Origin of the sequence: Chitinophaga skermanii, assembly GCF_003259335.1 — a bacterium.
GTDB classification, from domain to species: Bacteria; Bacteroidota; Bacteroidia; order Chitinophagales; family Chitinophagaceae; genus Chitinophaga; species Chitinophaga skermanii.
The window spans coordinates 868,624-893,967 of record NZ_QLLL01000002.1 but is presented as its reverse complement, the minus strand read 5'-3'; the positions used below and the strand labels follow the sequence as shown (position 1 = coordinate 893,967).

The 25,344-nt window shown below is 43.1% G+C and carries 19 protein-coding genes; 13 read left to right on the top strand and 6 right to left on the bottom strand.

Annotation, left to right across the window (positions count from 1 at the left end; genetic code table 11):
• From LX64_RS07740 to LX64_RS07715, 6 genes are all read right to left on the bottom strand, one after another.
• The coding region (locus LX64_RS07740) for a hypothetical protein (RefSeq protein ID WP_148707236.1) at nt 1–1,965 on the bottom strand (1,965 nt) is incomplete at its 3' end.
• A 369-nt stretch (nt 1,966–2,334) separates the two neighbouring features.
• On the bottom strand, nt 2,335–2,724 hold the full coding sequence (locus LX64_RS07735; protein WP_111597022.1) for a hypothetical protein: 390 nt from the start codon (nt 2,722–2,724) through the stop codon (nt 2,335–2,337).
• 60 nt (nt 2,725–2,784) lie between these two features.
• Nucleotides 2,785–3,288, bottom strand: coding sequence for a Spy/CpxP family protein refolding chaperone (locus tag LX64_RS07730; RefSeq protein ID WP_111597021.1), 504 nt, complete (start codon nt 3,286–3,288; stop codon nt 2,785–2,787).
• Nucleotides 3,285–3,623, bottom strand: a complete 339-nt coding sequence (locus LX64_RS07725) for a hypothetical protein (protein ID WP_111597020.1) — start codon at nt 3,621–3,623, stop codon at nt 3,285–3,287. Before LX64_RS07725 ends, LX64_RS07730 begins: the two co-directional genes overlap by 4 nt.
• A gap of 290 nt (nt 3,624–3,913) precedes the next feature.
• Nucleotides 3,914–4,483, bottom strand: coding sequence for an RNA polymerase sigma factor (locus LX64_RS07720; protein WP_111597019.1), 570 nt, complete (start codon nt 4,481–4,483; stop codon nt 3,914–3,916).
• Between the two features lie 96 nt (nt 4,484–4,579).
• Nucleotides 4,580–7,483 (bottom strand): TonB-dependent receptor, encoded by a 2,904-nt coding sequence (locus LX64_RS07715; RefSeq protein WP_111597018.1) that lies wholly within the window; start codon nt 7,481–7,483, stop codon nt 4,580–4,582.
• A 190-nt stretch (nt 7,484–7,673) separates the two neighbouring features.
• Here LX64_RS07715 and LX64_RS07710 point away from each other — a divergent pair, with 190 nt between their 5' ends.
• The 13 genes from LX64_RS07710 to LX64_RS07650 all read left to right on the top strand — a co-directional run bounded on the left by LX64_RS07710 (nt 7,674) and on the right by LX64_RS07650 (nt 25,331).
• Complete coding sequence (locus tag LX64_RS07710) at nt 7,674–8,627, top strand: nitrilase family protein (RefSeq protein WP_111597017.1); 954 nt, start codon at nt 7,674–7,676, stop codon at nt 8,625–8,627.
• Nucleotides 8,628–8,659: 32 nt separating this feature from the next.
• Nucleotides 8,660–9,610, top strand: coding sequence for an aldo/keto reductase (locus LX64_RS07705; protein WP_111597016.1), 951 nt, complete (start codon nt 8,660–8,662; stop codon nt 9,608–9,610).
• Between the two features lie 169 nt (nt 9,611–9,779).
• Nucleotides 9,780–10,379: an RNA polymerase sigma factor gene (locus LX64_RS07700; RefSeq protein WP_111597015.1), complete on the top strand. Its 600-nt coding sequence runs from the start codon at nt 9,780–9,782 to the stop codon at nt 10,377–10,379.
• 144 nt (nt 10,380–10,523) lie between these two features.
• Complete coding sequence (locus tag LX64_RS07695; RefSeq protein WP_158538573.1) at nt 10,524–11,549, top strand: FecR family protein; 1,026 nt, start codon at nt 10,524–10,526, stop codon at nt 11,547–11,549.
• A 40-nt stretch (nt 11,550–11,589) separates the two neighbouring features.
• Entirely contained in the window at nt 11,590–15,120 is a 3,531-nt protein-coding gene (locus LX64_RS07690) for a SusC/RagA family TonB-linked outer membrane protein (RefSeq protein WP_111597013.1), read from the top strand.
• Nucleotides 15,121–15,149: 29 nt separating this feature from the next.
• Nucleotides 15,150–16,685, top strand: a complete 1,536-nt coding sequence (locus LX64_RS07685; protein ID WP_111597012.1) for a SusD/RagB family nutrient-binding outer membrane lipoprotein — start codon at nt 15,150–15,152, stop codon at nt 16,683–16,685.
• A 222-nt stretch (nt 16,686–16,907) separates the two neighbouring features.
• Nucleotides 16,908–19,118, top strand: coding sequence for a glycoside hydrolase family 20 protein (locus LX64_RS07680; protein ID WP_111597011.1), 2,211 nt, complete (start codon nt 16,908–16,910; stop codon nt 19,116–19,118).
• Between the two features lie 120 nt (nt 19,119–19,238).
• Complete coding sequence (gene cls / locus LX64_RS07675) at nt 19,239–20,738, top strand: cardiolipin synthase (RefSeq protein ID WP_111597010.1); 1,500 nt, start codon at nt 19,239–19,241, stop codon at nt 20,736–20,738.
• A 120-nt stretch (nt 20,739–20,858) separates the two neighbouring features.
• Nucleotides 20,859–21,467, top strand: a complete 609-nt coding sequence (locus tag LX64_RS07670) for a TetR/AcrR family transcriptional regulator (protein ID WP_111597009.1) — start codon at nt 20,859–20,861, stop codon at nt 21,465–21,467.
• A 48-nt stretch (nt 21,468–21,515) separates the two neighbouring features.
• The gene (locus LX64_RS07665; protein ID WP_111597008.1) at nt 21,516–22,778 is read left to right on the top strand and encodes a TolC family protein; all 1,263 of its coding nucleotides are present in this window, start codon (nt 21,516–21,518) and stop codon (nt 22,776–22,778) included.
• Nucleotides 22,779–22,781: 3 nt separating this feature from the next.
• Nucleotides 22,782–23,678: an HlyD family secretion protein gene (locus tag LX64_RS07660; protein ID WP_111597007.1), complete on the top strand. Its 897-nt coding sequence runs from the start codon at nt 22,782–22,784 to the stop codon at nt 23,676–23,678.
• Nucleotides 23,679–23,683: 5 nt separating this feature from the next.
• A complete protein-coding gene (locus LX64_RS07655; protein ID WP_111597006.1) occupies nt 23,684–24,589 on the top strand; it encodes an ABC transporter ATP-binding protein in 906 nt (301 codons plus the stop codon).
• A gap of 4 nt (nt 24,590–24,593) precedes the next feature.
• The gene (locus tag LX64_RS07650; RefSeq protein ID WP_111597005.1) at nt 24,594–25,331 is read left to right on the top strand and encodes an ABC transporter ATP-binding protein; all 738 of its coding nucleotides are present in this window, start codon (nt 24,594–24,596) and stop codon (nt 25,329–25,331) included.
• The last annotated feature ends 13 nt before the right edge of the window (nt 25,332–25,344 follow it).

Here is a 25,344-nt window from a genome sequence, read left to right as displayed (position 1 = left end):
ACCCATACCGGATGAATTGGAAAGATTGGAAAGGTGGGCGTATTTGTAGTACTTACTCGTGCTTTTACCCGTATAAGAATCCGTCATACGAATTTCTTTCACACGTAAACCACCTGTAATTAAATTTTGGCGGTCGTAAATATCAGTTGCCGCAGTATCATATACAAAAGCAAGGTTACCACTGGCAGGTTTTAAACCTGTTTTAATGATAAGGCGGATGATGTATTCCTTGTCTTTTTCCAGTTTTACGAAGTCGTTAATACTTTGTTCTCCCTGCGTGGTTCTATCGAAAATAATGGAATCTTTCGCAAGGATCACTACTTGCATCCATTTTTGCGCGGTGGGTACACCTGCTAAGCTATCCCAAGTAGAGGCATATGTAATGCTAGCTTTTTGTGCGCGTCGTGAATAGAAGAAGGTCGTGAATACATCATCAACGGCTGTACCATTGGCATTTGTCCCCGATAGGTATATAGGCACCCTTGTATTCCGAAGGTTTTCGCCGGGGATGGTATTGGCTTCATAGATAAACTCTTCTTTACCCCCTGTTGGGTACACGATAGAACGTAGCATCCCTTTTTGAGCTATGTTAGGATCTGGCTTTTTATTGGCTACGGCTGCTAAACCGAAGTTATCGCCTTCGTATGGTTCCAAGTAAGAGTTCTTGTTGTTGCTGTTGGCAAATCCAAAATAATCTTGTGCAGGGCTTACGGGTTTTACTACGTTCTCTTTATCGTAATAATCAAAGAAGTAATCGCGGTTAGCCAGTGTCCATACACCGGGTGTGGCGCTGGGTACGGATTCAATTTCTGTGAGCTTGGTTAAGAAGAAGCGGCCTACTTTCACCGTTTGGCCAGATTGTTCAGCGGAGGCGTAGTTACCATCTTGGCCAGGTACATTCCAATACGTGAACTGGAAGCTTTTTAAAGAGCCGCTAGCAGAAGTAACCGACATCGCGCTGATCCTGTTATCGCCTGTTAAATCTGGCTTAGGTTGGTGAGTGAAACTAACCGTGATACCATTGGAGGTACTAATGCTGGCCAAGTATTTACTACTGTATTCTATCCTGCTGGAGGTCATGGTGTTGGTAACATTTAAGCCACCACCACCTGTGGAGTTTACTTTAGGACAGTTTTTACAATCGGATCCGCCGGGGTTTAAATCTTCCGGTGTTTCAGCAGCCCAAGTAATGGTTTGAGAAATACCGGCTGTTACACTGATATTGATATTGCTATAATTGAAATCAATATAAGCACCGGTGGGTGAAATAACTTTGTATAAGAAGAAGCCAGTAGGCGTAGAAGATTTATAGGTAGCAAGGGAGGCAATGTTGTGGTTTAACGTACTTTCCACGTTGCCATTACCAAACAAATACCGTGTACCATCAGGAGCAGTAATGGTATAAGCAGAGTAGGAGGCATTCACACTAATTTTAAGGTTGTTAAACCCTGTTTGAATGACGCGGCGTGTACCTCTTTCTACATAGAATTTACCAGAGTAAGGTCCAAAGCTGTAGATAAATAAATCGGCTTCTGTATCGAAAGATTTATTATCTACAATACCGTTGGCATAGTTGAAATTGGCCACCGTGGGGTCGCCCATAAAACCTGGTGGTGTTGACCAAGCTGTTTTCTCATCCGGTTGGCCACGTACCACGCGGGTAATCACCCCGTTGGCATTCAAGTTCCAACCAAACCCAACGCGCGAAGTAGCTTCGTCGGTTTTGGTACCTTGGGAGCTATATCCAATTGATATAGGCCATTGAATATCCCGTACTTTCAACGTGTACAAGGGAATATTACTACTGACAGCGCCGGTAGAATAGTTAACACTTCCTAATCCCGCCTTAATCAAGGCGCCCACTTCGGGCGACGGGGGTAATAAGCTGGGTAGTTCCGCAGCATAGTTAGGGGTTGACTGGGCATAGGTTTCCTGGCATATGGCCATGCTACATAGAAGCCACATGCACAGCAGTTTGATATACTGTTGCATACGATTTAGATGGTGCATTCATGCACCTTTTGGTTACGGTGACTTAATTTTCTTTAAAACAGAATTGAATTTTATAGTTACTGTTGTTAGGTTGTTATTAATCTTGGAACATTCATCGGTATAATTGCATAGTAGTTAATGGACGCAAGAAGAATAATGTTATATGTAAACTTAATAACTTTTCATGATATACATGTATGGTTAACATGAAATAATTTTGAACAAGGGGTAAAATTATTATTGTCTTCGTGTAAAAATAAATTTCATAGTTCGATCACTACAAGCCATAAAAAAAGCCTGTAAGCATTTGCTTACAGGCTTTTTTTATCCTACAACTACGCATTATTTTCTACCGCCAGGACCGCCGCCACCAGGACCACGACCACCACGGTTCTTTCTCATTTCTTCTTGTTTTTCAGTGTATTTTTTGAATTGGTCTTCTGTTAATACACCTTTCAATTTCTCGTCTCTTTCGTCGTTCATTTTCTTGAATGCTTCACGATCGGGGCGACCTTCGCTGCGCATTTTTTCCATGGCTTTGAAGTAATCGGTTTGAATACCTGTTACTTTCGTAGCTTGGTCGGCGTTGAGGCTGAGTTCTTTCGTCATCCATTCAACGGTCATTTTTGCTCTTTCTTCAGGTGTTCTGCTTTGGCCACCTGGACCTTGTTGGGCATAAGAAGCCGCGCTTGCTAAAACGCAAGCGAAGAGTAATACGATGATCTTCTTCATGGTTTGTTTTTTTGAATTAAAGTGTGACTGATGTACGCAATATGTGGGCGTATGATTTGTTTACCTGTTTTCCTTCCATTTGGGTGGAGGGCCTCCATTGCCGCCTGGCATTCTTCTGAATAAGCGTGTTAGCAAGGAGTCGAATGCCGGTTGTTGTTCGGGGGTACAGATCGACCGGATTTCGTTGAAATGCTTAAACAAGGCTCGTTCAATAACGGCTTGGTCCCTGCCGATACTATCAGTTAACGGGTATAGCACCGAATCGGGTAAAGCGTTGCCTTTATATAGATTTTTATACAACTTGTCTTTATCAGCTCTTATTTGGGTAAAATAAGGCTGCATATTCGTATTGTGTTTTTCTCGCAATGCTTTGAATTGGGCGATTTGCGTGGTATCGAATCCTACTTTGTCTTTCAAATACTCTACAACATAATCGCCTCTGCCTCCACGATTCCGAGGATCGGGTTTTAAGAACACAAAAAAGATGAGCATGGCTATGTTAGTGATCAATAGAACAACTACCAATAAAACCAATAGCCTGCCCCGGGTGCGCGGTGTAATCATGGCTCAGATTTTATAAACTCGTAAACATTATTGTTAGAAGCAAGATTGTATTCGTCACGAATGCCTTGTATAGCAGCTTGTTCTACAGTGGTAGGATTCGTATTGTTGGTTTGCTTCAATAATGTTACGCCATTGAGTAAAAGAATAGTTCCAACAAAAACAATCACCACAATAGGCTTCGACATAAAGCCCACCACGTTATCCCAAGCACTCGCCTTTCCTTGTTGCATACGCGCACGCAGGCGGGTATAAAAGAAAGGGGCCGGGGTAGCGCGGGATATGCCGTCGAGGCTCGACAGTATGGCGGGTATCTCTTGTTTCTTGTCTACACTCATATCTTTTGCTTTTATATAATTATTAGACGTTTTTATTGTACAAATCTTTCGGGTCTGTCAAGATATTTCTTGATATTTAACATATTAAAAGTGTAGCTATAACTGTATTTGCTCATATGCACTTCCACGTGGCTTTTACTGCTGTGGGCTTTTACAAGGATATAGCACAATTCCTGTAGGGCGTTAGTCAATCAATGTATGAAAAGTGTATTCGTTTTGTATGCTATTACTTCGTCTAATGTCTTTGTTCACTTATTATTTTTTCACTGTTCTTGTTACCGCTTAGCCAATCATTTGTCGTTATAATAATTCTCTAAATATACTTGTAAGTTTTTCTTTGCGCGGTGCATATGTGCATCCACTGCTGCTACGGTTAATTCCAATATCTCGGCAATTTCCCGGGTACTCAAGCCCTCCATTTTATGAAGCACAAATACGGCTTTCTGCATACTGGGTAGAGTGTCTACCGCTTTCATTAGCATGGCCGCTCGTTCTTTATTCTCCAAGGTAACACCGGGATGCTGAAAATCCGGGGGTGATACCATTTCCTCTTCCTGCTTACCGAAAATACTCGCTAGCTTTCCCCAGCGCTTTTTCCGGTTCTTCTTCCGAATATGATCCAACGATTTCGTTACCGCTATTTTGTACAACCACGTCGAAATCTTTGCATCGCCTTTGAATTGATGGATCGATTCGTAGGCCGTTATGAACACTTCTTGTGCAATATCTTCCGCATCTTCTTCCTGCTGCACTAAACTCAACGCCGTATTATACACCAAGCTTTGCCAGGTGTCTACCAAGCTGCGAAAGGCTTCTTCATCGCCTTCTTGCAATCTCTTAACTAGTGCGTCGATGCTCAAGCTGGTTACCGAATTTTTTTAACGGGTGAATTTGTTCTTTAAATCGCTTTAGCGGGGCAGCGGTGTACCGTTCACCCCGCTAGCGCGACAATTTTATTACATCATGCCAGGACCGCCCATGCCGCCCGGACCACCAGGACCGAATCCGCCCGGAGGAGGACCCATAAATCTTCTTTGATCGCCTTGTGGCTGTGCACTTGCTTTACCCCAGTTTTTGATTTTGTAAGTAAAGGTGAGCATGAAATATTGTTTCAACACGGTAGAGCGAACGTCTTGTACATACAATTCTGTAGTCGTACGTGCAATGCTCTTGTTCTGGTTCAATAAATCGAATACCGATAATCTTAATTCCGCACGTTGATCTTTCATGAACTTCTTCGCTGCCGAAACGTTCCACAACCAGAAGCTGGTGCTATTGCCACCAGAGATAGCCGAATAGTATTGGTTATTCAAATCGTTCGTTAATACCCAGCCATTTTTCGACATCAAGTTGATGTGTGCACTAGCAGAGCTATTGTAATACGTTGTATTGTTCAATGATTTTACATTGTTCTTCACTTGGTTATAGCTACCGTTATACGATACGGTGAAGTCAATATACTCGCTTACATTACTGGAAATAACCGCACCTAAGTTATATGCGTAGGTGTTCGAAATGTTGAATATGTCGTTCACGTAGCCTGGGCTTCTTGTGTAACTAACACCGGCATTGGTATTCAAGTTCGATTTGATGAATTTCAATGGCAAGCCTAAGTTAAAGAAGGAACGTGCACTCCAGTAACCATCTACGTTAATAGGCTTGGTTAACTGGCCACCTTTACGTAAAGTGAAAGTAGGCGTTAACACCGAATCTTCTGCAGCGATATACGTTCTTGAAGTAACGTTGTTGCTTGTATTTTGTACGAAGATGTTCGCCATGAAGGTGATGTTCTTCGCTGTATTGGCGTATTGGTATCTTGTACTTACCAAGTTCGTATACGACTGGTTCAATTCTGGGTTACCGGTGCTTACGAATAATGGGTTTGTATAGCTTAATACGTCTTGCAAGTTATTGATCGACGGTTGATTGGTAGATGCACGGTACATCACATTGATATTACCATACTTCGAAATCTTTTTACGCCACCATAAGTTCGGCAATACGTTGGTAAACGACTTGCTTAAGTTAAATTGAGTAGGGAACGTGCGATCGCCTTCTAATTCCGAATGTTGTAAGTTCACGCCTACAGCTAACATGTTGTCGCGGTTACCTTTCCGGAAACTTACACCACCATTCTGTACAGTATACGTATTCTCGTACATATTCGATAAGCTTGGATCGAATTCTTTCTCACGGTGTGTAGAGTCGATTGTATATGCTTTTTGATCAGCTGTATTCTTATTCACCGAAGGGTTATAGCTGAATTGCAATTGCCCGTTTTTACCAATAGGTTCGGTGTAAGAGATGTTCGCTGATAAGGTACGGCCATTCGTGATAGGGTAGGTTTCACGTAAGGTAGTATCGTTCACGAGGTGACCGAAGTTGTTTGTTGTAGTGAAAGAAGGTAAGTATGTTTCACCATCTCTCTTATTTGCACTAAAGCCCAAGTTTACAGATACGGTTCTACCACGTTTTTTGAATGCGTGCCTAAACAACAAGTTGTTGCTAGTATTGAAACCACTGTTCATATTCCTCGATTCAATATCCGTTAAACTGATTAAGGTTGAATCGGCATATTTCATGTCGCCCAAGGTATGCGAGTAGGCATTGTTCTTCTGGAAGCTGATCGTTGGTGTAAAGATCAACATGTTTGCAGAATCGATTTTATACTCGAGGCGCATGTTAACCCTGTGGTTGTAGTTTTCGGTATGCGATGCTGCATACTCGTTATATACACGCACTAAGGAAGGATCGTCGTTTTTATACACTTGGTTCGTGTATTGATCGTTGTTGGTATTGCTGTTGTTGAAGAAATAGCTACCAGTAACAGTTAATTTCTTGCCCCATTGGTCTTGGAAGTTGATACCGGCAGAATTGGTTTTACTAATACCGCTTTGTTGACCAACGTTGAAGTTATTACCGCCGCCGCCGAAGCCACCGCCGCCACGACCGCCGCCACCTCCACCGCCACGGCCACCACCACCGCCACCGCCACCGGAGGTAATGCCTAACACGTCTTGCGACGAGAAGTTTTGTTGGTTCACGTTATTACTCATCCCAATTAAGCCGATTCTACGGTTACCATTGAAGAAATTCACGTTTCCACCTACACTGTATAAGTCATCGGTACCATAACCGGCGTATACTTTACCAAATTGAGAGTTTTTGATACCACCGCGTGTAACAATGTTCAAGGCTTTGTAGCCATTACCATCGTCGAAGCCGGAGAATTGGGCTTGGTCGCTCAGTTTATTGAAGATTTCTATTTTGTCGATTACTTCTGCCGGTAAATTGCGCAAGGCAAGCGTGGCATCTTCACCGAAATATTCTTTACCATCCAATAACACTTTACGCACCTGTTCGCCATGCGCCGTTACTTGCCCGTTTTCTACGGTAATACCAGGCATTTTCTTCACCAAGTCTTCCCCGCTGGCATCAGGATTTGTTTTATAAGCACTGGCATTGTACTGCATGGTATCGCCTTTCATTTTAGTAGGCGGTTCCTGCCCTTTAATTACCACGCCACCTAAAACGGTTACGTTAGGGGCCAGGCGCAAATTAAGGTTGGCACCTGCAGCCGTTAAGTTAACGGTTTGCACCAGTTCCTTGTAGCCTATATAAGAAATAGATACTGTGTATCGTTGCAATGGTAAGCCCGTAAATTCGAAAGATCCTGTGGTTGAGGTAAGTGCATTGCGCACGAATTTAGCGTCTTGCGGGGTGGTTAATTTCACCGTTGCCCCGAATAAGTTGTTTCCGTCTGTTGAGTCTTTTAATATCCCTTTGATCGCCGCGGTTTGCGCGTGGCTGATAAAGGCCATTAAAAGTAAACAGGTTGTGAGTAAAGCTATTCGCCTCATAATGTTAAGTCGGTTGTTGAAAGATTAGACGGCACTTTGAAAAATAACTTTCAAGAAAAGGACCGCTTTTTTAAAGATTTAGACCTGGTTGTATGTTATTTAGTGTTAAGATGCTTTACTATGGCTGATTTTGACGGGTGTTTTTAGGGTGGGTTTTATTTCATTATCTTTAAAAAAATCCACGTAAACCATGAATTTAAAGATTGCCACTGCCCAATTTGAACACCAAAGCGGGGATAAAGCTTATAATTTACAAACCATCCGCCGCCTTACAGCGGAAGCTGCCGCTCAAGGCGCTAAAGTAGTCGCTTTCCACGAATGTTCGATTACCGGTTATACATTTGCCCGTCACCTTTCTAAAGAACAAATGCTCGATTTAGCCGAGTTTGTACCAAACGGGCCCAGCACCCAAGCATTGCAAGCCATTGCGGCTGAATTCGATGTGGCCATCTTGGCAGGTTTGTTTGAGAAAGATGAAGAGGATCGCCTGTTCAAAACCTACGTTTGCGTAGATAAAAACGGTTTGGTAGCGAAATACCACAAACTTCACCCATTCATCAACCCACACCTTACCCAAGGAAGCAACTACGTTGTATTTGACCTATACGGTTATAAATGCGGTATTCTCATCTGCTACGATAATAATGTAATTGAGAACGTACGCGCTACTACATTGCTGGGCGCCGAAATTATATTCATGCCACATGTTACCATGTGTACACCAAGTACGCGCCCCGGTGCGGGTTTCGTAGACCCCGTATTATGGCAAAACCGGGAAGCTGATCCTACCTCGTTGCGCTTAGAGTTTGATGGCATGAAAGGCCGTAGCTGGCTGATGAAATGGTTACCGGCCAGGGCGTACGATAATGGTATTTATGCCATTTTCTCTAATGCGATTGGTATGGACGATGACCAACTGAAAAATGGTTGTTCCATGATTATCGATCCATTTGGCGATATTCTTAGCGAATGCCGTAAGTTGGGCGACGATGTAACGGTGGCCACCATCACCCGCGAGAAATTACAACAAGCAGGTGGTTACAGGTATAAGCAAGCCCGTAGACCAGCACTATATACCGATATCATCACCCAAGCACACGAATCGAACCAGCAAGTTGTATGGCTACAGGATGCCGGTAAATAAGTACCTTCATACTATAACAAATTGCATGCAATATGGAAAAAAGGAAACTAGGAAAATCGCCTTTAACCATTGCCCCGTTAGTATTTGGTGGGAATGTGTTTGGCTGGACAATCGACGAGAAAACCTCTTTCGAGGTATTGGATGCTTTTGTTGAAGCAGGCTTTAATTGTATAGATACAGCCGATGCCTATTCAAATTGGGCCCCGGGCAACCAAGGGGGCGAGTCGGAACTGATTATCGGTAAATGGATGAAAGCACGCGCTAACCGCGAGCAATTAGTAATTGCTACGAAAGTAGGTTCTACAATAGTAAGAAGTAAGAACAAGGTGTTGAAGAAAGAGTACATCTTGAAAGCCGTGGAAGATTCTCTCCAACGTTTACAAACTGATTATATCGACTTATACCAATCGCATTACGATGATGTATCGACCCCAGTAGGTGAAACCTTAGAAGCGTACGATATACTCGTGAAAGCCGGTAAAGTGCGTGTAATAGGCGCCTCTAACTTCAGCAAGGAACGTTTGGAAGAATCTATCGCTACCAGTAGTCAACAAGGTTACCCACGGTACGAAACATTGCAACCACATTATAACCTGTATGATCGCCAGGACTTTGAAACAAACTTAGCGGCAACATGTATAGCGGAAGAGATAGGCGTAATTACCTACTATTCGTTGGCCAGTGGTTTCTTAACAGGGAAATACCGTACAGCGGCCGACTTTTCTACGACACGTGGTGCCGGTATTAAGGATTATTTGAACGATAGAGGCATAGCGATATTACAGGCATTAGATGAAGTGGCGGCTAGGCATCATGCTACCCCGGCGCAAATATCATTAGCATGGTTGATCGCTAGGCCAAGTATTACGGCGCCCATTGCCAGTGCTACATCGGTGGCGCAAGTGAAAGACATTGTACAATCGGTACAGGTGCATCTTTCGGCAGAGGATATCGAGAAATTGAATACGGCTAGCGCTTATTAAGCGAAAAATACTGCATCTTCGCAAACTGTTGTAGGGCATGGGTTTAATACACATGTTTTACAACAGTTTTTATTTTTCCACGTATTGTGTGTCGAATTCACTATAGAATTTGCAAACATATAACTATCTTACGGAGACACAGTGCCGTTAAGCACAATGAGAAACAACCATGAGTAGCCAACAGCAAGAAATATGGCAATCATTCAAGGCGGGCAACTGGGAAGCATATACTTCTTTGTATGAAGATCACTTCCGATTGCTTTGCAATTATGGTTACAAATTCACGCAGCACTCGGCTTTAATAGAAGACACGATTCACGATTTGTTTGTCAAACTTTGGAATAACCGGCAGAATTTAGGCGAGCCGGCGTCGGTAAAGAACTATTTGTTCAAAGCATTCCGGGGTTTATTATTCAGAAAAATCAAGAAAGAATGGTCGTTTTCGCACCTTTGGCCGGGGGAGGACGAGAAATATGACTTCGAGATTGCGTACGATCAACACATTATTCTCACAGAAGAACATCAAGCCTTACAACAACGGATAGCCGAAGCCATGGAAACCTTAAGTGGCCGGCAAAGAGAGATTATTTACCTCCGCTTTTTTGAAGCGCTATCCTATGAAGAGATTGCCGACATTATGAATATCTCCGTTAATTCCACGTATAAATTACTGTACAAAACGCTCGACAAATTGCGTGCTACTATGGGCGCTGCATTTGTATTATGGTTAATCGAGTTGCGTACTGCGGTGCATGTAGAGATGAATTAAGCCGGTTGCAGAAAAAAATATCTACCGGGAAACCTTGCTAGTAAAGGGTTTCATCTTCCACGATAAAAAAATTGAAAAATAATTGCTGAAAGTAGGGATAATATATCCTGCTTCGGCGTAATAGTATTGTATAAAATGAGCAACATGCAAGTTTCCACGTATAGTGATTATACTACGGCTAATTATTTAGAAGACGATTATTTCGTACAATGGGTGATAGCACCTACGGAAGAAAGTAACCGTTTTTTTAATGCCGTATTGGAAGCTTATCCACAGTCGGCGAACAACCTAGTGGCGGCGGCTGATTTTATACGTGTATTTCGCTTGCAACAAGTGCACGGCCATCCACAACAGCAGGCTTCTACTTGGCAACGTATACGGGTAACTGTTGCACAAGACGATGCCGCAACGCGTATTGTGCCGTTACCATGGAAGAAACTTGCGATAGCCGCAACTTTCTTGTTGATGGCCGGCAGTACTTGGATATGGTACCGTTTAACCCCTGTGAAGATTGCAACACGTTTTGGTGAAATAAAAACTGTGCTATTACCCGATAGCTCGATGATTACGCTGAATGGGAATTCGTCGATATCCTATAGCCGTATTTGGAACCCCGGAAAACCCCGTGAAGTATGGCTGGAGGGTGAGTGTTTTTTTGATGTGAAACACTTGAATAAAGATACCCTGCACATCGAGGCCAGCGAGCGGTTCGTGGTGCATAGTGGCGATGTGAACGTGGAGGTATTGGGTACATCCTTCAATATTAAAAACAGGCACGAAAAAACCAATATCGGTTTAGTAACAGGTAAGATACGTGTTGACTATAACCTAGGCGCCAAGCAGGCCAACAGCTTGGTGATGGAACCGGGAGATTATATCGAGTACCAAGGGAAGCGCATAACAGTGAACAAGAAAGTTAAACCGGTACTATTCAAACGTTGGATCGACTATAGTATTAGCTTAACCGATGCTACGCTGCGCGATGTAAAAGAAACTTTAGAGGATAATTTCGGATATAAAGTAGAGGTGAAAGATTCATCATTGTTACAACAGAAGATTGAGGGTGACATCAACGTGAAATCCGTGCAGGAGTTGATGGACATATTATCTACAACATTGAACATTAATGTGTACGAAATCGAGGGACGCCTTGTTTTCTCTTATAAATAACAAAAGACCGCAAATCTAACAACCAAAATTAAGTACGACGATGCTTACATGTAGAGTATTCCCGTTATTACGGCTCTCCGTGCTCATTGCTATGGGTACAACTGTAGCAACAAGAAGCGCAGGACAGTTGGCAAGTGCCGCGTCCGGCAAGCGTTTCAGTTCTAAGCAGGAGCATGTTGCCAGTAATGAACAGAAGATATCTTTAAAAGATGCCTTGCAGAAAGTAAAGGTGCAATACGGTATTAAAATAGCGTACCGTGAAGGATTGTTGGATGGGAAATCGATCCCGGCGAACGATATCGACGCACCTTATACCGATGCAGAAAGCATGATGAAACACATCTTGCAACCTTTCCAATTAGATTATAAAAGAATCAACGATAAACAGTATTCTGTATTTCCCAAACAACCCATTCTCAAGAAAAGCAGCTTGGATCGTACCATGGATGAGGGTACGGCCAACCAATTATCCACCGACGCGGTACGCGCCGTTACAACGGGTGCTGAACATACCGTAGCGGCATTCGGCGACGTGAAAGGTAAAGTAGTGAGTGCGAAAGATGGCTCTGCCATTATTGGCGCCACTGTTATGCTAAAGGGGAATTCACGCATCGGCGCTAGTACCGACGTATCGGGGAACTTTACCTTGCATATTCCGAAAGAATATGATGGGAAGAGTGTAGTGTTGGTGGTTGCTTTTATGGGGTATGATAAACAAGAAGTAACCGTACAAAGTGGTCAAGGTGCCCTTACAGTTCAACTAGAAGAAAATACACAAGCCTTGAACGAAGTAGTGGTAACGGCCTTCGGTATTAAGAAGGAAAGAAAAGGAGTGGCCGCTTCTATTACTGAAGTAAAAGGTTCCGAGTTCACCCAAGCCCGCGAAATTAACATTGCCAATGCATTAACCGGTAAAGTAGCCGGTGTGAATGCAACTAGCTTGGCCAGTGGAGCAGGTGGATCTAGCCGCGTAATTATTCGTGGTAACGGTTCTTTGAACGGTAACAACCAACCTTTGTACGTCGTAAACGGTATTCCTATCGATAACACAACTTTATCTGCACCCACTGCTACAGCACATAGTGGTTTTAACTCGGACAGGGGTGATGGTATCGCGGGTATTAACCCGGATGATATTGAAACTATGACTGTGCTGAAGAGTGGTGCGGCTGCGGCTTTGTATGGCTCTCGTGCTGCGAATGGTGTAATTGTGATTACAACGAAGAAAGGTCGTGCACAAAAAGGCGTAGGTATTGATGTGAATTCGACTTACACAGTTGAAACACCGAGTGTATTCCCAGATTGGCAGTATGTGTATGGTGAAGGTCGTGAAGGCATAGCACCTACCACGCAAGCCAGTGCCATTAACGACGGTCGTATTTCTTACGGTGCGAAGTTAGATGGTTCAGACGTGATTCAATTTGACGGTGTGAAGCGCCCATATGTAGCACAGAAGAATAATATCAAGAACTTCTACCAACCAGGTAGTACGTTCACGAATACAATTGCTTTTACAGGTGGTAGCGAGATCGTGAACTTCCGTTTTTCGTTATCGAATATGGAGAACAAATCCATCATTCCTAACAACACATTGAACAAGAAAATCGCCAACTTGAACGTGAATGCGAATTTGGGTAAACGTTGGACGATTGAAGCCGTTTCTCAATTCAACTATGAAGAAAGTAAGAACAGGCCTGTTGTGAGCGATGGTCCGGGTAACCCTAACTGGGCACCTTATATGATTGCGACCAACGTAGATATCCGCAGCCTCGATCCTGGTTACGACCCAGCTACAGGGAAAGAGATTGCATGGAACGGTACTTTCTTTGCCAGCAACCCGTATTTCGTTGTGAACAAGTTTCAAAATAGAGATACCAGGAATCGTTTCATTAACCAAGCCAGCATAGCATATAAAATCCAAGACAATTTAGTACTCAAGGGCCGCGTCGGGCAAGATTATGCCAACACGAAATATGTAGGCATCATTCCTACCAATACAGGTTTCTTGCCAGGCGGTGGCTACCAAAGCAGGCGCATTGTGTTCAGCGAAACAAATGCTGAATTAACCTTGAACTACAACACGAAATTATCACGCGACTTCTCGTTATCAGCGATGGCAGGTGGTAACCAAGCACGCTTTAAAACCGACGGTATTCAACTCGATGGACAAGATTTTACTGAACCGTTCTTCTATTCAGAAAGAAATATCAAAACAGCTACCTATGTACCGCTGTATAGCAAGTCGGGCATTAACTCATTGTTCTCGAACGTTGATATAGACTATAAGAGTTACTTGTTCTTAACATTAACAGCAAGGAACGATTGGTTCTCTACTTTGTCGCCTAAGAACAATAGCATATTGTATCCATCGATTGGATCGAGCTTTATTTTCTCCGAAGCCTTTAACATGCCGAAATGGTTAACGTATGGTAAAGTACGTACATCGTGGGCGCAAGTAGGTGGTGCAACGCCAACACCTTATGCATTGGGATTGACGTATACGATGTTGCAAGGATCTAGTCATCTCGACCAGCCATTACAAACCATTACGCAATCGCAAGTACCGAATTCGAACTTGAAGCCATTGACTTCTACTACTTACGAAGCGGGTTTTGAATTGAAATTATTCAACAACCGTTTTGGAATTGATGCAACGTATTATGATCGTAGAACAACGAATGATATTGTGCAGGCGACTATTTCCAATGGCTCGGGTTACTTAACGGCCTTGGTGAATATTGGTCGTATGAGTAACAAAGGCGTGGAATTATTACTAACAGGAACGCCGGTGAAGAAACGTGATTTCACTTGGGATGTAAGTTACAACATGGCGTATAACCGCAACCGCGTAGAGAAATTGAGTGATGGGTTAACCACCTTAATGATGGACAGGAGTGTGAACAACTTTGCATCGATCGTGAGTGATGTGGGTAGACCGTATGGCTTGATTAAAGGGTATAGGAAAGTACGCAACGATAAAGGTGAATTAGTATTTGATGCGAATGGTTTCCCGGCTATTTCACCATTGGTGGAATTGGGTGAAGGTGTATCGCCATGGACGATGGGTATTACTAATACATTCACGTATAAAAACTTCAACCTTAGTTTCTTGATAGATGGTAAGTTTGGCGGTAGTATTTATTCGGCAACAAACTTGTACGCTACGCGTTTTGGGTTGCATAAAATGACATTACCGGGTCGTGAAGATGGTATTACATTAACAGGTGTTGACAAAGAAGGCAAACCATTCTCGAGAACATGGCCGGCAAAAGACATGGATGATTATTACGATTACCAGAAGAACTATACGGAAATATTTGTGTACGATGCAAGCTTTTTGAAATTGCGCCAAGTAACATTGGGTTATAACATCCCGGCAAAGTTCATCAAATCGATGCGTATGCAATCGGCTTCGATTTCATTCGTAGCGAGGAACTTATTCATCCTTTACAAGAACACGCCGAACATCGATCCTGAGAGTACATTCAACAACACGAATGCACAGGGTATAGAAATGATGGGTATTCCGCGCACGCGCAGCTTTGGTGCAAACTTATTGGTGAAATTCTAATGCCAAACACACGGTAAACTGAAAAAACAATGAAACGCAATACATTAAAATATCTCATCGCTTTTGCTACCGTAACAGCTTCGCTGGCGGCTTGCGACAAGGGCTTTGAATCCATGAACATCGATCCCAATGCATCTGGTAAACCGACAGTGAACTTCTTGTTCACGAAAGCGCAGTTACTAGATTTCAATGCGGATAACACGGTGAATTATTTCACAAATACGCTGAACTGTGGAAATATGATTCAGCATTTTTCCACCTTCAAGATATTATCGGGCGTTGGCGATAAATATACCACCAACGATTTGTACCAAGGATTATATTTCACAAACACGTACCAGGCGTATATCAACCCGTTGAAGGATATTATACGTTATACGAACAATGAAGCCGATGCGAACAAGAACGCAGTTGCGCGCATTTGGTTGGTCTATAACATGCATCGTTTAACGGATTTGTATGGAGATGTACCGTACACGCAGGCCGGTTTGGGTTATACGGAAACCATCTTCTCGCCAAAGTACGATAAGCAATCGGAGATTTACCCTCAAATGCTCCAAGAACTGAAAGATGCGGCAACACAACTTAACGCATCGAAGACAACCTTCGGTTCGGCAGACATTATCTTTAAGGGCGATGTGGCTCAGTGGAAGAAATTTGCTTACTCTTTGATGCTTCGACTATCAATGCGCCTAACGAAACGTGATGCGGCTTTGGCAGAGAAATGGGCGAAGGAGGCGATAGCAGGAGGTGTAATTTTAAATGATGCGGATAATGCGATCATGAAATACGCGGAAGGTCCACAAAACTTAAACCGTAATCCTTTTGCCTTCCAAGCGAGGTTCAAGGAATATACCTCCAATGCGTATGGAGCTACCAATAATGAAGGCGGGAAATTGAGCAAAACATTGATCGATTTCTTAAAAAATAATAACGACCCCAGGTTAGCTGTGTACGCGGCTGTTTGGGTGGGTACTTCCCAAGATACAGCAGCAGCCAAGCAAAAAGGTATGCCGAATGGTTTGGAAGCAGAACCTACTGGGTTTGTAACCTATAGCGAGCCGAACCAAAACACCGTGTTTAGGTTTGATGCCCCGGCTTTTGTGTTAACGAATGCAGAAATGAATTTCTTGTTGGCAGAAGCGAGCTTGCGTAATTGGTATAGTGGAAATGCGGCGGCTTTGTATAAAGCCGGTGTGGAAGCATCGTTGAGGTTATGCGGACTATACGGAGCAGGTGGTGTGATATCACCGGCCAAGATAACGGAATACGCGAATGCAAGAACCTTCCCTGCAACCGGTTTAGACGCACAAATGAACGAGATACATACGCAAATGTGGGTATTAATGTTTGCGAACGAGTACGAGGCGTTTGCGAACTGGCGCAGAACGGGGTATCCTGTATTAACGCCTACGAAATTCTCGGCTAATGAAACAAACGGAACGATACCACGTAGATTGCGTTACCCGCAAACGGAAATGGGTATTAACGGAACGAACTATTACGATGCATTAAAGAACCAAGGCGCCGACCTGTTGATTACGCGGGTATGGTGGGATAAATAACTGTGTGTGTATAAACAGGCAAGCGGGTAAGTAGTATTGTTTTGGTGTCACTTCTCGCAAGAATCATAGCTGAATATCTTGCCTAAGCGGTGCTTACTTGCCCTCCCTTGCCTCCTGTAACACGAGCAAAAAACTGCGAAACACGCAAATTGTGTTTCGCAGTTTTTGTTTTGTATTTTTAAGCAACATATTCGTCAACTTTTTCCATTTTAATCCACGCTTATGCGGAACATAGTTGTTGTAGTTTTTTTATTGATGTTCGGGAAATATGCTGTTGCACAAAACGCTATTATTCCTAAAGTGAACCAGTACACCGCTTTGCAAGGCACCTGTGTGCTGAACTCCCGTGCGGTAATCGATTACCAGGATGCCAGTTTCCAACGATCGGCTAGGTTGTTAAAACAAGCCTTAGAAAAAAGTAGTACCGCCAGCTTGCCAAGTGCAAAAATCACATTTGTTAAAGATGCTACTGTAAAGGGCGGAGAAGCTTACCATTTGACCGTAAAGCCACATGAAGTAGTGATTGCAGCCAGTAGCGACACAGGTGTGTTTTATGGTGCACAAACATTGATCCAGTTGATGATGACACAACCGGGTGGTATTAAGGCTTGTGAAATTAAGGATGCGCCTAGGTTTGCTTACCGCGGTTCGATGGTAGACGTGAGTAGGCATATGTTTAGTGTAGCATTTTTGAAACAATACATCGATTTATTGGCTTTTTATAAAATCAATACGTTCCATTGGCATTTGACCGACGACCAAGGCTGGCGTATTGAAATTAAGCGCTACCCCCAATTACAGAACGTGGCAGCCTATAGAGATCAAACCATTATTGGGCACAAGAAGGAATCGCCGCACCGGTTCGATGGCAAACGTTATGGTGGTTATTACACCCAGGAGCAAGTGAAAGAGGTGATTGCCTATGCAACGGAGCGTTACGTGGCTGTTATCCCGGAAATAGAAATGCCGGGGCATGCTTCTGCTGCCTTAGCGGCTTACCCGTATTTAGGTTGTACAGGTGGACCGTACAAAACAGCCCAATTCTGGGGTATTTTTGATGATGTGTTTTGCGCAGGGAATGATAGCACGTTTACTTTCTTGGAGAACGTATTAGACGAAGTAATTCCATTATTCCCGGGCCAATATATACATATTGGTGGAGATGAGTGCCCGAAAGTGCGCTGGAATAATTGCCCGAAATGTAAACAACGTATGCAGCGTGAACACTTAGCAGATGCGCATGCTTTACAGAGTTATTTTGTGCGCAGGATGGAGAAATTTGTCAATGCGAAAGGTAAGCGCTTAATAGGCTGGGACGAGATTGTAGAAGGGGGCCTTACACCCAATGCTACGGTGATGGCGTGGAATGGCGACCATATTGGGATTGAGGCTGCTTTACAAAAGCACGATGTTATACTTTCCCCGGAAAGCATATTGTATTTCGATTATTACCAATCTACCTCGTTGCAAGAACCCGTAGCAGCTGCTGGGTATACTTATTTAAAGAAAGTGTATGATTATGAACCTATACCCGCGAATACACCGGCAGAGGCGCTTCCATACATTATAGGCATTCAAGCCAATACATGGAGCGAGTATTTATCTACTCCTGCACATGCACAATACATGTATTACCCAAGAATGCTAGCATTTGCAGAAGTAGCTTGGCAACCCGTAAATAGTAAAGATTACAACGACTTCCATCGCCGTTGGCAAGCACATAAACAAGTATTAACCAAGTTAGGCGTGCACTATGCAGATGTAGATGATGAGTTGATAGGCAAAGTACAATACAACCCTTCTAAAGGATTGCAGCTGGCGCTTAGTTCTTCCCTCGATAACAAAACCATTCAATATACCACCCATGGTATAACGAAGAAGTATTCATCACCTATTACCATTACAAAAAGCGGTGAAGTAACGGCGACGCAAACAGTGAATGGTAAAACATTCCATCGTACGTATACGCAGCAGTTTACCATGCACAAGGCAATTGGTAAAAAGGTTACTTTGAAGAATGCACCCAAAGGGAATTATGCGGCAGATGCAAGCGTGTTAGTGAACGGGGTAAGGGGTAGTCACCGTTACAACGATGGCCAGTGGTGTGGTTTTAGTGGTGATAATATGGAGGCGGTGATTGATTTTGAGAAATCACAATCCATCCGCCAAGTGAAAACGAGCTTTTTGGATTACCATTGGCAAAGAATGTGGCGACCCACCGAGGTGCAATACTTTGTATCGGACGATGGGCAAAACTTTACACCAATAACAGGAAAGGTGGAGGAAACGAATTTATACCATACACAAAGCTTTACACCGGTAAAAGCAAGGTACTTGAAGGTGATCTTGCAGAATAAAGGGATTGTGCCACCCGGGGAATACGGGGCTGGGGCAAAAGCTTGGTTAATGGTAGATGAGATTGAAGTGAATTAAGGAAAGAGGCGAAAGCCTCTTTTTTTATGTGTATAAACGATTTTTTGTCGTACAAGCTATCAACCCTTAGGTACATTAATTGTTAGTACGTTATATTTATAGCATAATTCAATAAACCAGATGCAATTTCTTCACGAAGCATGGCAATTCTTTTTAGCACATTGGGAAAGCATTGGCATCTCCGTTGTCTATCTTATTACTTTCGGTGTGGCATTAAAAGCTTTGCTGGAAACACGATCTACGGGCAAGGCTATGGCGTATCTTTTACTGCTGTTCTTTTTGCCGGGTGTGGGTATTATTATCTACTTAACGGTTGGGGTAAACCCGCGCATTAATAAGATCTATTCCAAGAAGTGGGCAGGTAATCTTCGGCTTTCGGCCCGGGTACAAGAGTATTTACGACAAGAATCGCGCGAGGCTTTGCTAGAAAATGCGGAGCTGATAGGTAATAAATCCAGTATAGCCCGGATGTTATTTAGGGATATATTATCGCCCGTGTCGATGCGCAACGAAGTGAAGCTATTGATCAACGGTGAGGAGAAATTTCCACTTTTATTAGAAGTGTTGAAAGGTGCTAAACACCATATTCATTTCGAGTACTATATTTTCGAGGAGGACGTGATTGGGCGTGAGATTATGGAAGTGTTGAAGCAGAAAGCCCGGGATGGTATAGAGGTACGGTTTATTTATGATGATTTTGGCAGCGGGGATATTAACCGCCGGTTTCTGCGGGAGATGCGCAAGGCAGGGGTAGAGGTGTATCCTTTTTACCGTATCCGGTTTTTGGCTAACCGTTTAAATTATAGGAATCACCGCAAGATTGTGGTGGTGGATGGTAATAAGGGTTTTGTCGGGGGTATTAACGTGTCGGACAGGTACATTAATGCAGATAAGTACCGTGAAGGAACAGCCAAGCAATCGTGGCCATTTTGGCGAGATACGCATTTGTATGTACACGGGCTGAGTGTGCATACGTTGCAATTTATATTTATGGCGGATTGGAATTTCTGTGCAGATTACGATTTGCCAATTACACACCAGTATTTTGCAGATATCCCGGAGTGCAAGGGCGAGGCCTTGGTGCAAATTGCGGCCAGTGGGCCGGATAGTAAGCGGTCGTCGATCATGCTGTCGAACTTGGCGGCCATTAACCAATCGGAGAAGAGCGTGTTTATTACAACACCGTATTTTATTCCCAACGAATCGATTTATAATGCTATGATGGAGGCGGCTTTAGCGGGAAAAGATGTGCGATTGATGGTGCCGGGATTGAGTGATTCGAAGGTGGTGAATAAGGCAGCGGAATCTTACTTCGAGGAATTGCTGTATTGTGGTGTGCGTATTTTCCGTTACCAGGACGGGTTTGTACATGCAAAATCGATGATTGTAGACAATAACTTGTCAATTGTTGGCACAGCGAATATTGATGTACGTAGTTTTGATTTGAACTTCGAAGTGAATGCCTTTGTGTATGATACCCAGGTGAATCAGCAGTTAACAGATGCATTTTTAGTGGATATGCTCCATAGTACCGAGCTAACCTATGCTGAATGGAGCAAACGGAGCCGTTGGAACCGTATCTTGGAAGCCTTGGCGCGATTACTCTCTCCTTTGATGTAAAAAATGTTTTTTATTGACCATGAAGTGTTTGTTTCTAACAGGAGAATTTTTTCTTGTTGAAATGAAATGGAGGTCCTACATTTGTATCGTTAACCAAATGGTTAAATTTAATAGTTAATAATGAAAGAAGAGGTTTCAACAGAAGAACTAATTATTAACGCGGCAAGAAAAGTGTTTACAACGCGCGGCTATAATGGTGCGCGGATGCAAGAAATTGCTGACGAGGCGGGGATAAATAAGGCCATGTTGCATTACTACTACCGTAGTAAGGATAAACTATTCGACATTATATTCGACGAGGCGGTAGACAAGCTTATGTTGCGTATTAATACGGTATTCGAGGCGCAAGGATCTATTACAGACAAGATTGCCGTGATTGTAGATATGTATATTACTACATTGAGCGACAACCCTTATCTGCCTTTATTTGTATTACATGAGATGTCGCAGCATTCCGACAGGATTGTGAAGCGGTTCATGGCGAAGCCCAATTTCCCTAATATCCAATTGTTCCTCGACGAAGTCAATAAGGAAATTAAACAAAAGAAAATCGCGAAAATAGAACCGGAGCAGTTGTTAATTAACGTGTTGGCCATGTGTGTATTCCCCTTTGTGGCTAAGCCTTTAATACAAGGTGTGTTAAGAAAGGATGATGTAGCATACAAGGTATTGTTAGAGGAAAGAAAGCGTTCTGTAGTGAAGTTTATTAATGCGGCCCTAGCGATTTAAAATTTTTTGGCAGTGAATTAACCAAATAGTTAAATAAAACAGTTAACGATGAAGAACATCTTCTGCTTGTTGTTGCTTTGTTATGGGCAGCTGCATGCACAAAGGGATTCTACGCTTACTTTACAAGCTTGCCAGCAGCAGGCCCGGGAGCATTTTCCGTATTTGCAGCAGCAACAAATTATTGAAAGCATAACTGCTTTGCAATTGAAGAATACCCGGAACAGCTATCTCCCCCAACTAGAATTGAATGCACAGGCCACTTACCAAAGCGAGGTAACGCGCATTCCCATCGAACTTCCCAATTTCACTTTCGGCCTCATTCCAAAAGACCAATACCGCGCCACGATAGATGTAAAGCAATTGATTTACGATGGTGGCACCAATAAGCAAACCCAAAAGGTGCAGCAAGCACAACAATTGGTAGAGCAGCAGAAGTTGGAATTAAACCAGTTACAAGTAAAGCAACAAGTTACCCAAACTTACTTTAATGCCTTGCTATGGAGCGAGCATATACAAGCCAGCGAACAACTGGTAGCCGAGATGAAGCAGCGGATCGAGAAGATGAGTGTAGGTGTGCAAAACGGGGCTATACTGGAAAGTAATGTCGATTTACTGAAGGCAGAGTTATTGAAATCGGAACAGCAATTGTTTGAAGCGAATACAGGTAAATCCACTGCTATTAAAATATTACGGTTACTAACAGGTATGGAAATTAGTGAAGGGGTGCGTTTAGAGAAACCCTCGCCGCAAGTTTCCGAAGATTTAGTGGTAAACAACCGCCCGGAAATGCGCTTGTTTTCATTACAAACCGAAGCATTGCAGGTACAAGATAAGTTAACGGCTACACGGAATATGCCAAAGCTGAGTGCTTTTTTTCAAGGTGGTGTAGGCAGACCGGGATTGAATATGTTGGATAATGAGTTTAAGATGTTTTACTTCACCGGCTTACGACTGAATTGGAACTTTTGGAATTGGCATGCACAAAGGAACGATCGGCAAGTGATTGCATTGCAAGAGAAAAATGTGCAGAAACAAACCGAAACATTCGAATTAACAACGCGTAGCCAATTACTACAACAACAAGCGGAGATTAATAACTACGCAGCTGCCATTCAACGTGATGCATCGATTGTTTCGTTACGAACGAAAGTAAAGAATGTAAGTGCTAATCAACTCGATAATGGTGCCATAACTGTGCACGACTACCTAACAGATTTATACAACGAAACACAAGCGAAAATTCAATATAAAACCCACGAAATACAGTGGATTTACGCGCAAATCAATTACCAAATCACAAAAGGCAATTAATCTATGCATACCAATAAAATACTACTGGGACTGTTGCTACTCGCGGCATGCAAGCAGAAAAATACCGAGGTAGCTGCCTATGGCAATTTCGAGGCTACGGAAATAGTAGTATCGGCAGAGGCTACAGGGAAAATTATGCAGCTGGATGTAGAAGAAGGTGATCAATTGAAAGAGGGTGTTGTAGTAGGGGGTATTGATTCTACGCAATTGTCGCTCAAGAAAACCCAGCTCCGCGCAAATATCAAAGCAGTGCTAAGTAAGCAACCGGAAGCGAACCCGCAATTAGAAGTTGTACGCCAGCAAATATTAGCCCAGCAAAAGGAACAGGCACGTATTGCATCCATGTTTAAAGCAAATGCGGCTACTCAAAAGCAAATGGATGATATAAACGCGGCTGTAGCGGTGTTGCAAAAGCAATATGCTTCGTTACAGTCAACGTTGAATACGCAAATTTCCGGCTTGCAAAATGAAACACAACCAATTGAAGCGCAAGTAGCGCAGGTTAACGACCAATTATCGCAATCGCGTATTGTCAATCCTGCCCGTGGAACTGTGTTAGTAAAATACGCGGAAAAAGGTGAAGTGGTGAATTATGGAAAGGCCTTGTATAAAATTGCCGATTTGCAGAAGATGTTGTTGCGTGTGTATATCTCGGCAAGGCAGTTACCTAGCGTGAAAATTGGGCAACAAGTAACGGTAAGAATAGACGGTACTACGAAAGGAAGCTTTATAGAACTGCCAGGTACTATTACTTGGATTGCTTCGGAAGCCGAGTTCACGCCAAAGGTTATTCAAACCGTGGAAGAAAGAACGCAATTGGTATACGCCATGAAAGTGAGTGTGGAGAACAAGGAGGGCCAATTGAAACTCGGCATGCCGGGTGAAATCATTTTTAAATAGTGCATATGAACCCGATTGTAGTGCAACATATTTCCAAGCAGTATAAATCTGTTGAAGCTTTAAAAGATATTTCTTTTGAAGTGAAAGCTGGAGAGCTGTTTGGATTGATTGGGCCAGATGGAGCGGGTAAAACTACCCTGTTCCGTGTATTAACTACCTTGTTATTGGCAGATACGGGGAAGGCTTTTGTGAATGGGCGTGATGTGGTGAAGGATTATAAGTTGATTCGTAGAGAAGTGGGGTATATGCCCGGCCGATTTTCGCTGTACCAGGATTTAACGGTGGAAGAGAATTTAAAATTCTTTGCCACTATCTTCAACACTTCCATAAAAGAAAACTACGATCTCATACGCGATATATACGTGCAAATTGAACCATTTAAAAAACGACCGGCTGGTAAGTTATCGGGTGGTATGAAGCAAAAGCTAGCCCTGTGTTGCGCCTTGGTACATAAACCGGAGGTACTGTTTTTAGATGAACCTACTACCGGGGTAGATCCTGTTTCCCGGAAGGAGTTTTGGGAGATGTTACAACGCTTGAAAAGTAAGGGCATTGCTATATTGGTTAGCACACCTTACATGGATGAAGCAAACTTGTGCGACCAGGTGGCTTTAATGCAGAATGGACAATTATTGCAGATCAACACCCCCAAAGGCGTCGTAGATTCATTTGCGCAACCGATGTGGGCCATTCGTGCCGATAATATGTACCAATTAATCAGTACAGCGCGGGCATTTGAAGATACCCAGTCGTGCTATGCATTCGGTGATAGTTTGCATATTACCTTAACGAATGGAACTGCGCAAGAAGAAGCTTTAGCTACTTATTTGAAAGAAAAAAATCCTGGTCTTACTATGGAACGTATTCAGCCCGGGATTGAAGATTGTTTTATGTACTTAATGAAAAATTAAGGCAATGGAAGCAGCTTACGCGATTACAACAGATGGATTAACAAAGAAATTCGGCGATTTCATAGCTACGAATAATATCACCTTCCAAGTGAAGAAAGGCGAGATATTTGGGTTTTTAGGCGCAAACGGCGCCGGTAAAACAACGGCTATGCGCATGTTATGTGGTTTGTTGAAACCCAGTAGTGGAAAGGCTACGGTAGCGGGTTATGATGTGTATACACAAACCGAGTCGATTAAACTAAATATAGGCTACATGAGCCAGCGGTTTTCTTTGTATGAAGATTTAACCGTATCGGAGAATATCCGCTTTTATGGCGGCATTTATGGGTTAACAAGGTCGGCCATTAAAACTGCTACTGCCGAGTTGTTAGCAAAGTTGGCATTAGAGAAAGAAGCGAAGAGCCTTGTTGGTTCGTTACCATTGGGGTGGAAGCAGAAATTGTCCTTTTCTATTGCCATTATTCACAACCCAGCCATCGTGTTTTTAGACGAGCCTACAGGAGGCGTTGATCCAATTACTCGTCGCCAATTTTGGGATTTGATATACGAGGCTGCGCATGCGGGCGTGACGGTGTTTGTTACTACGCATTATATGGATGAAGCGGAGTATTGCGACCGGGTATCGATTATGGTGGATGGGAAAATCAAAGCATTGGATACCCCTGCCGCCTTGAAAACTACCTTTGGCGCGGCCACTATGAATGATGTGTTTTTGAAATTAGCAAGAGAGGCGAACCAGTAGTTAACGTAAAAAA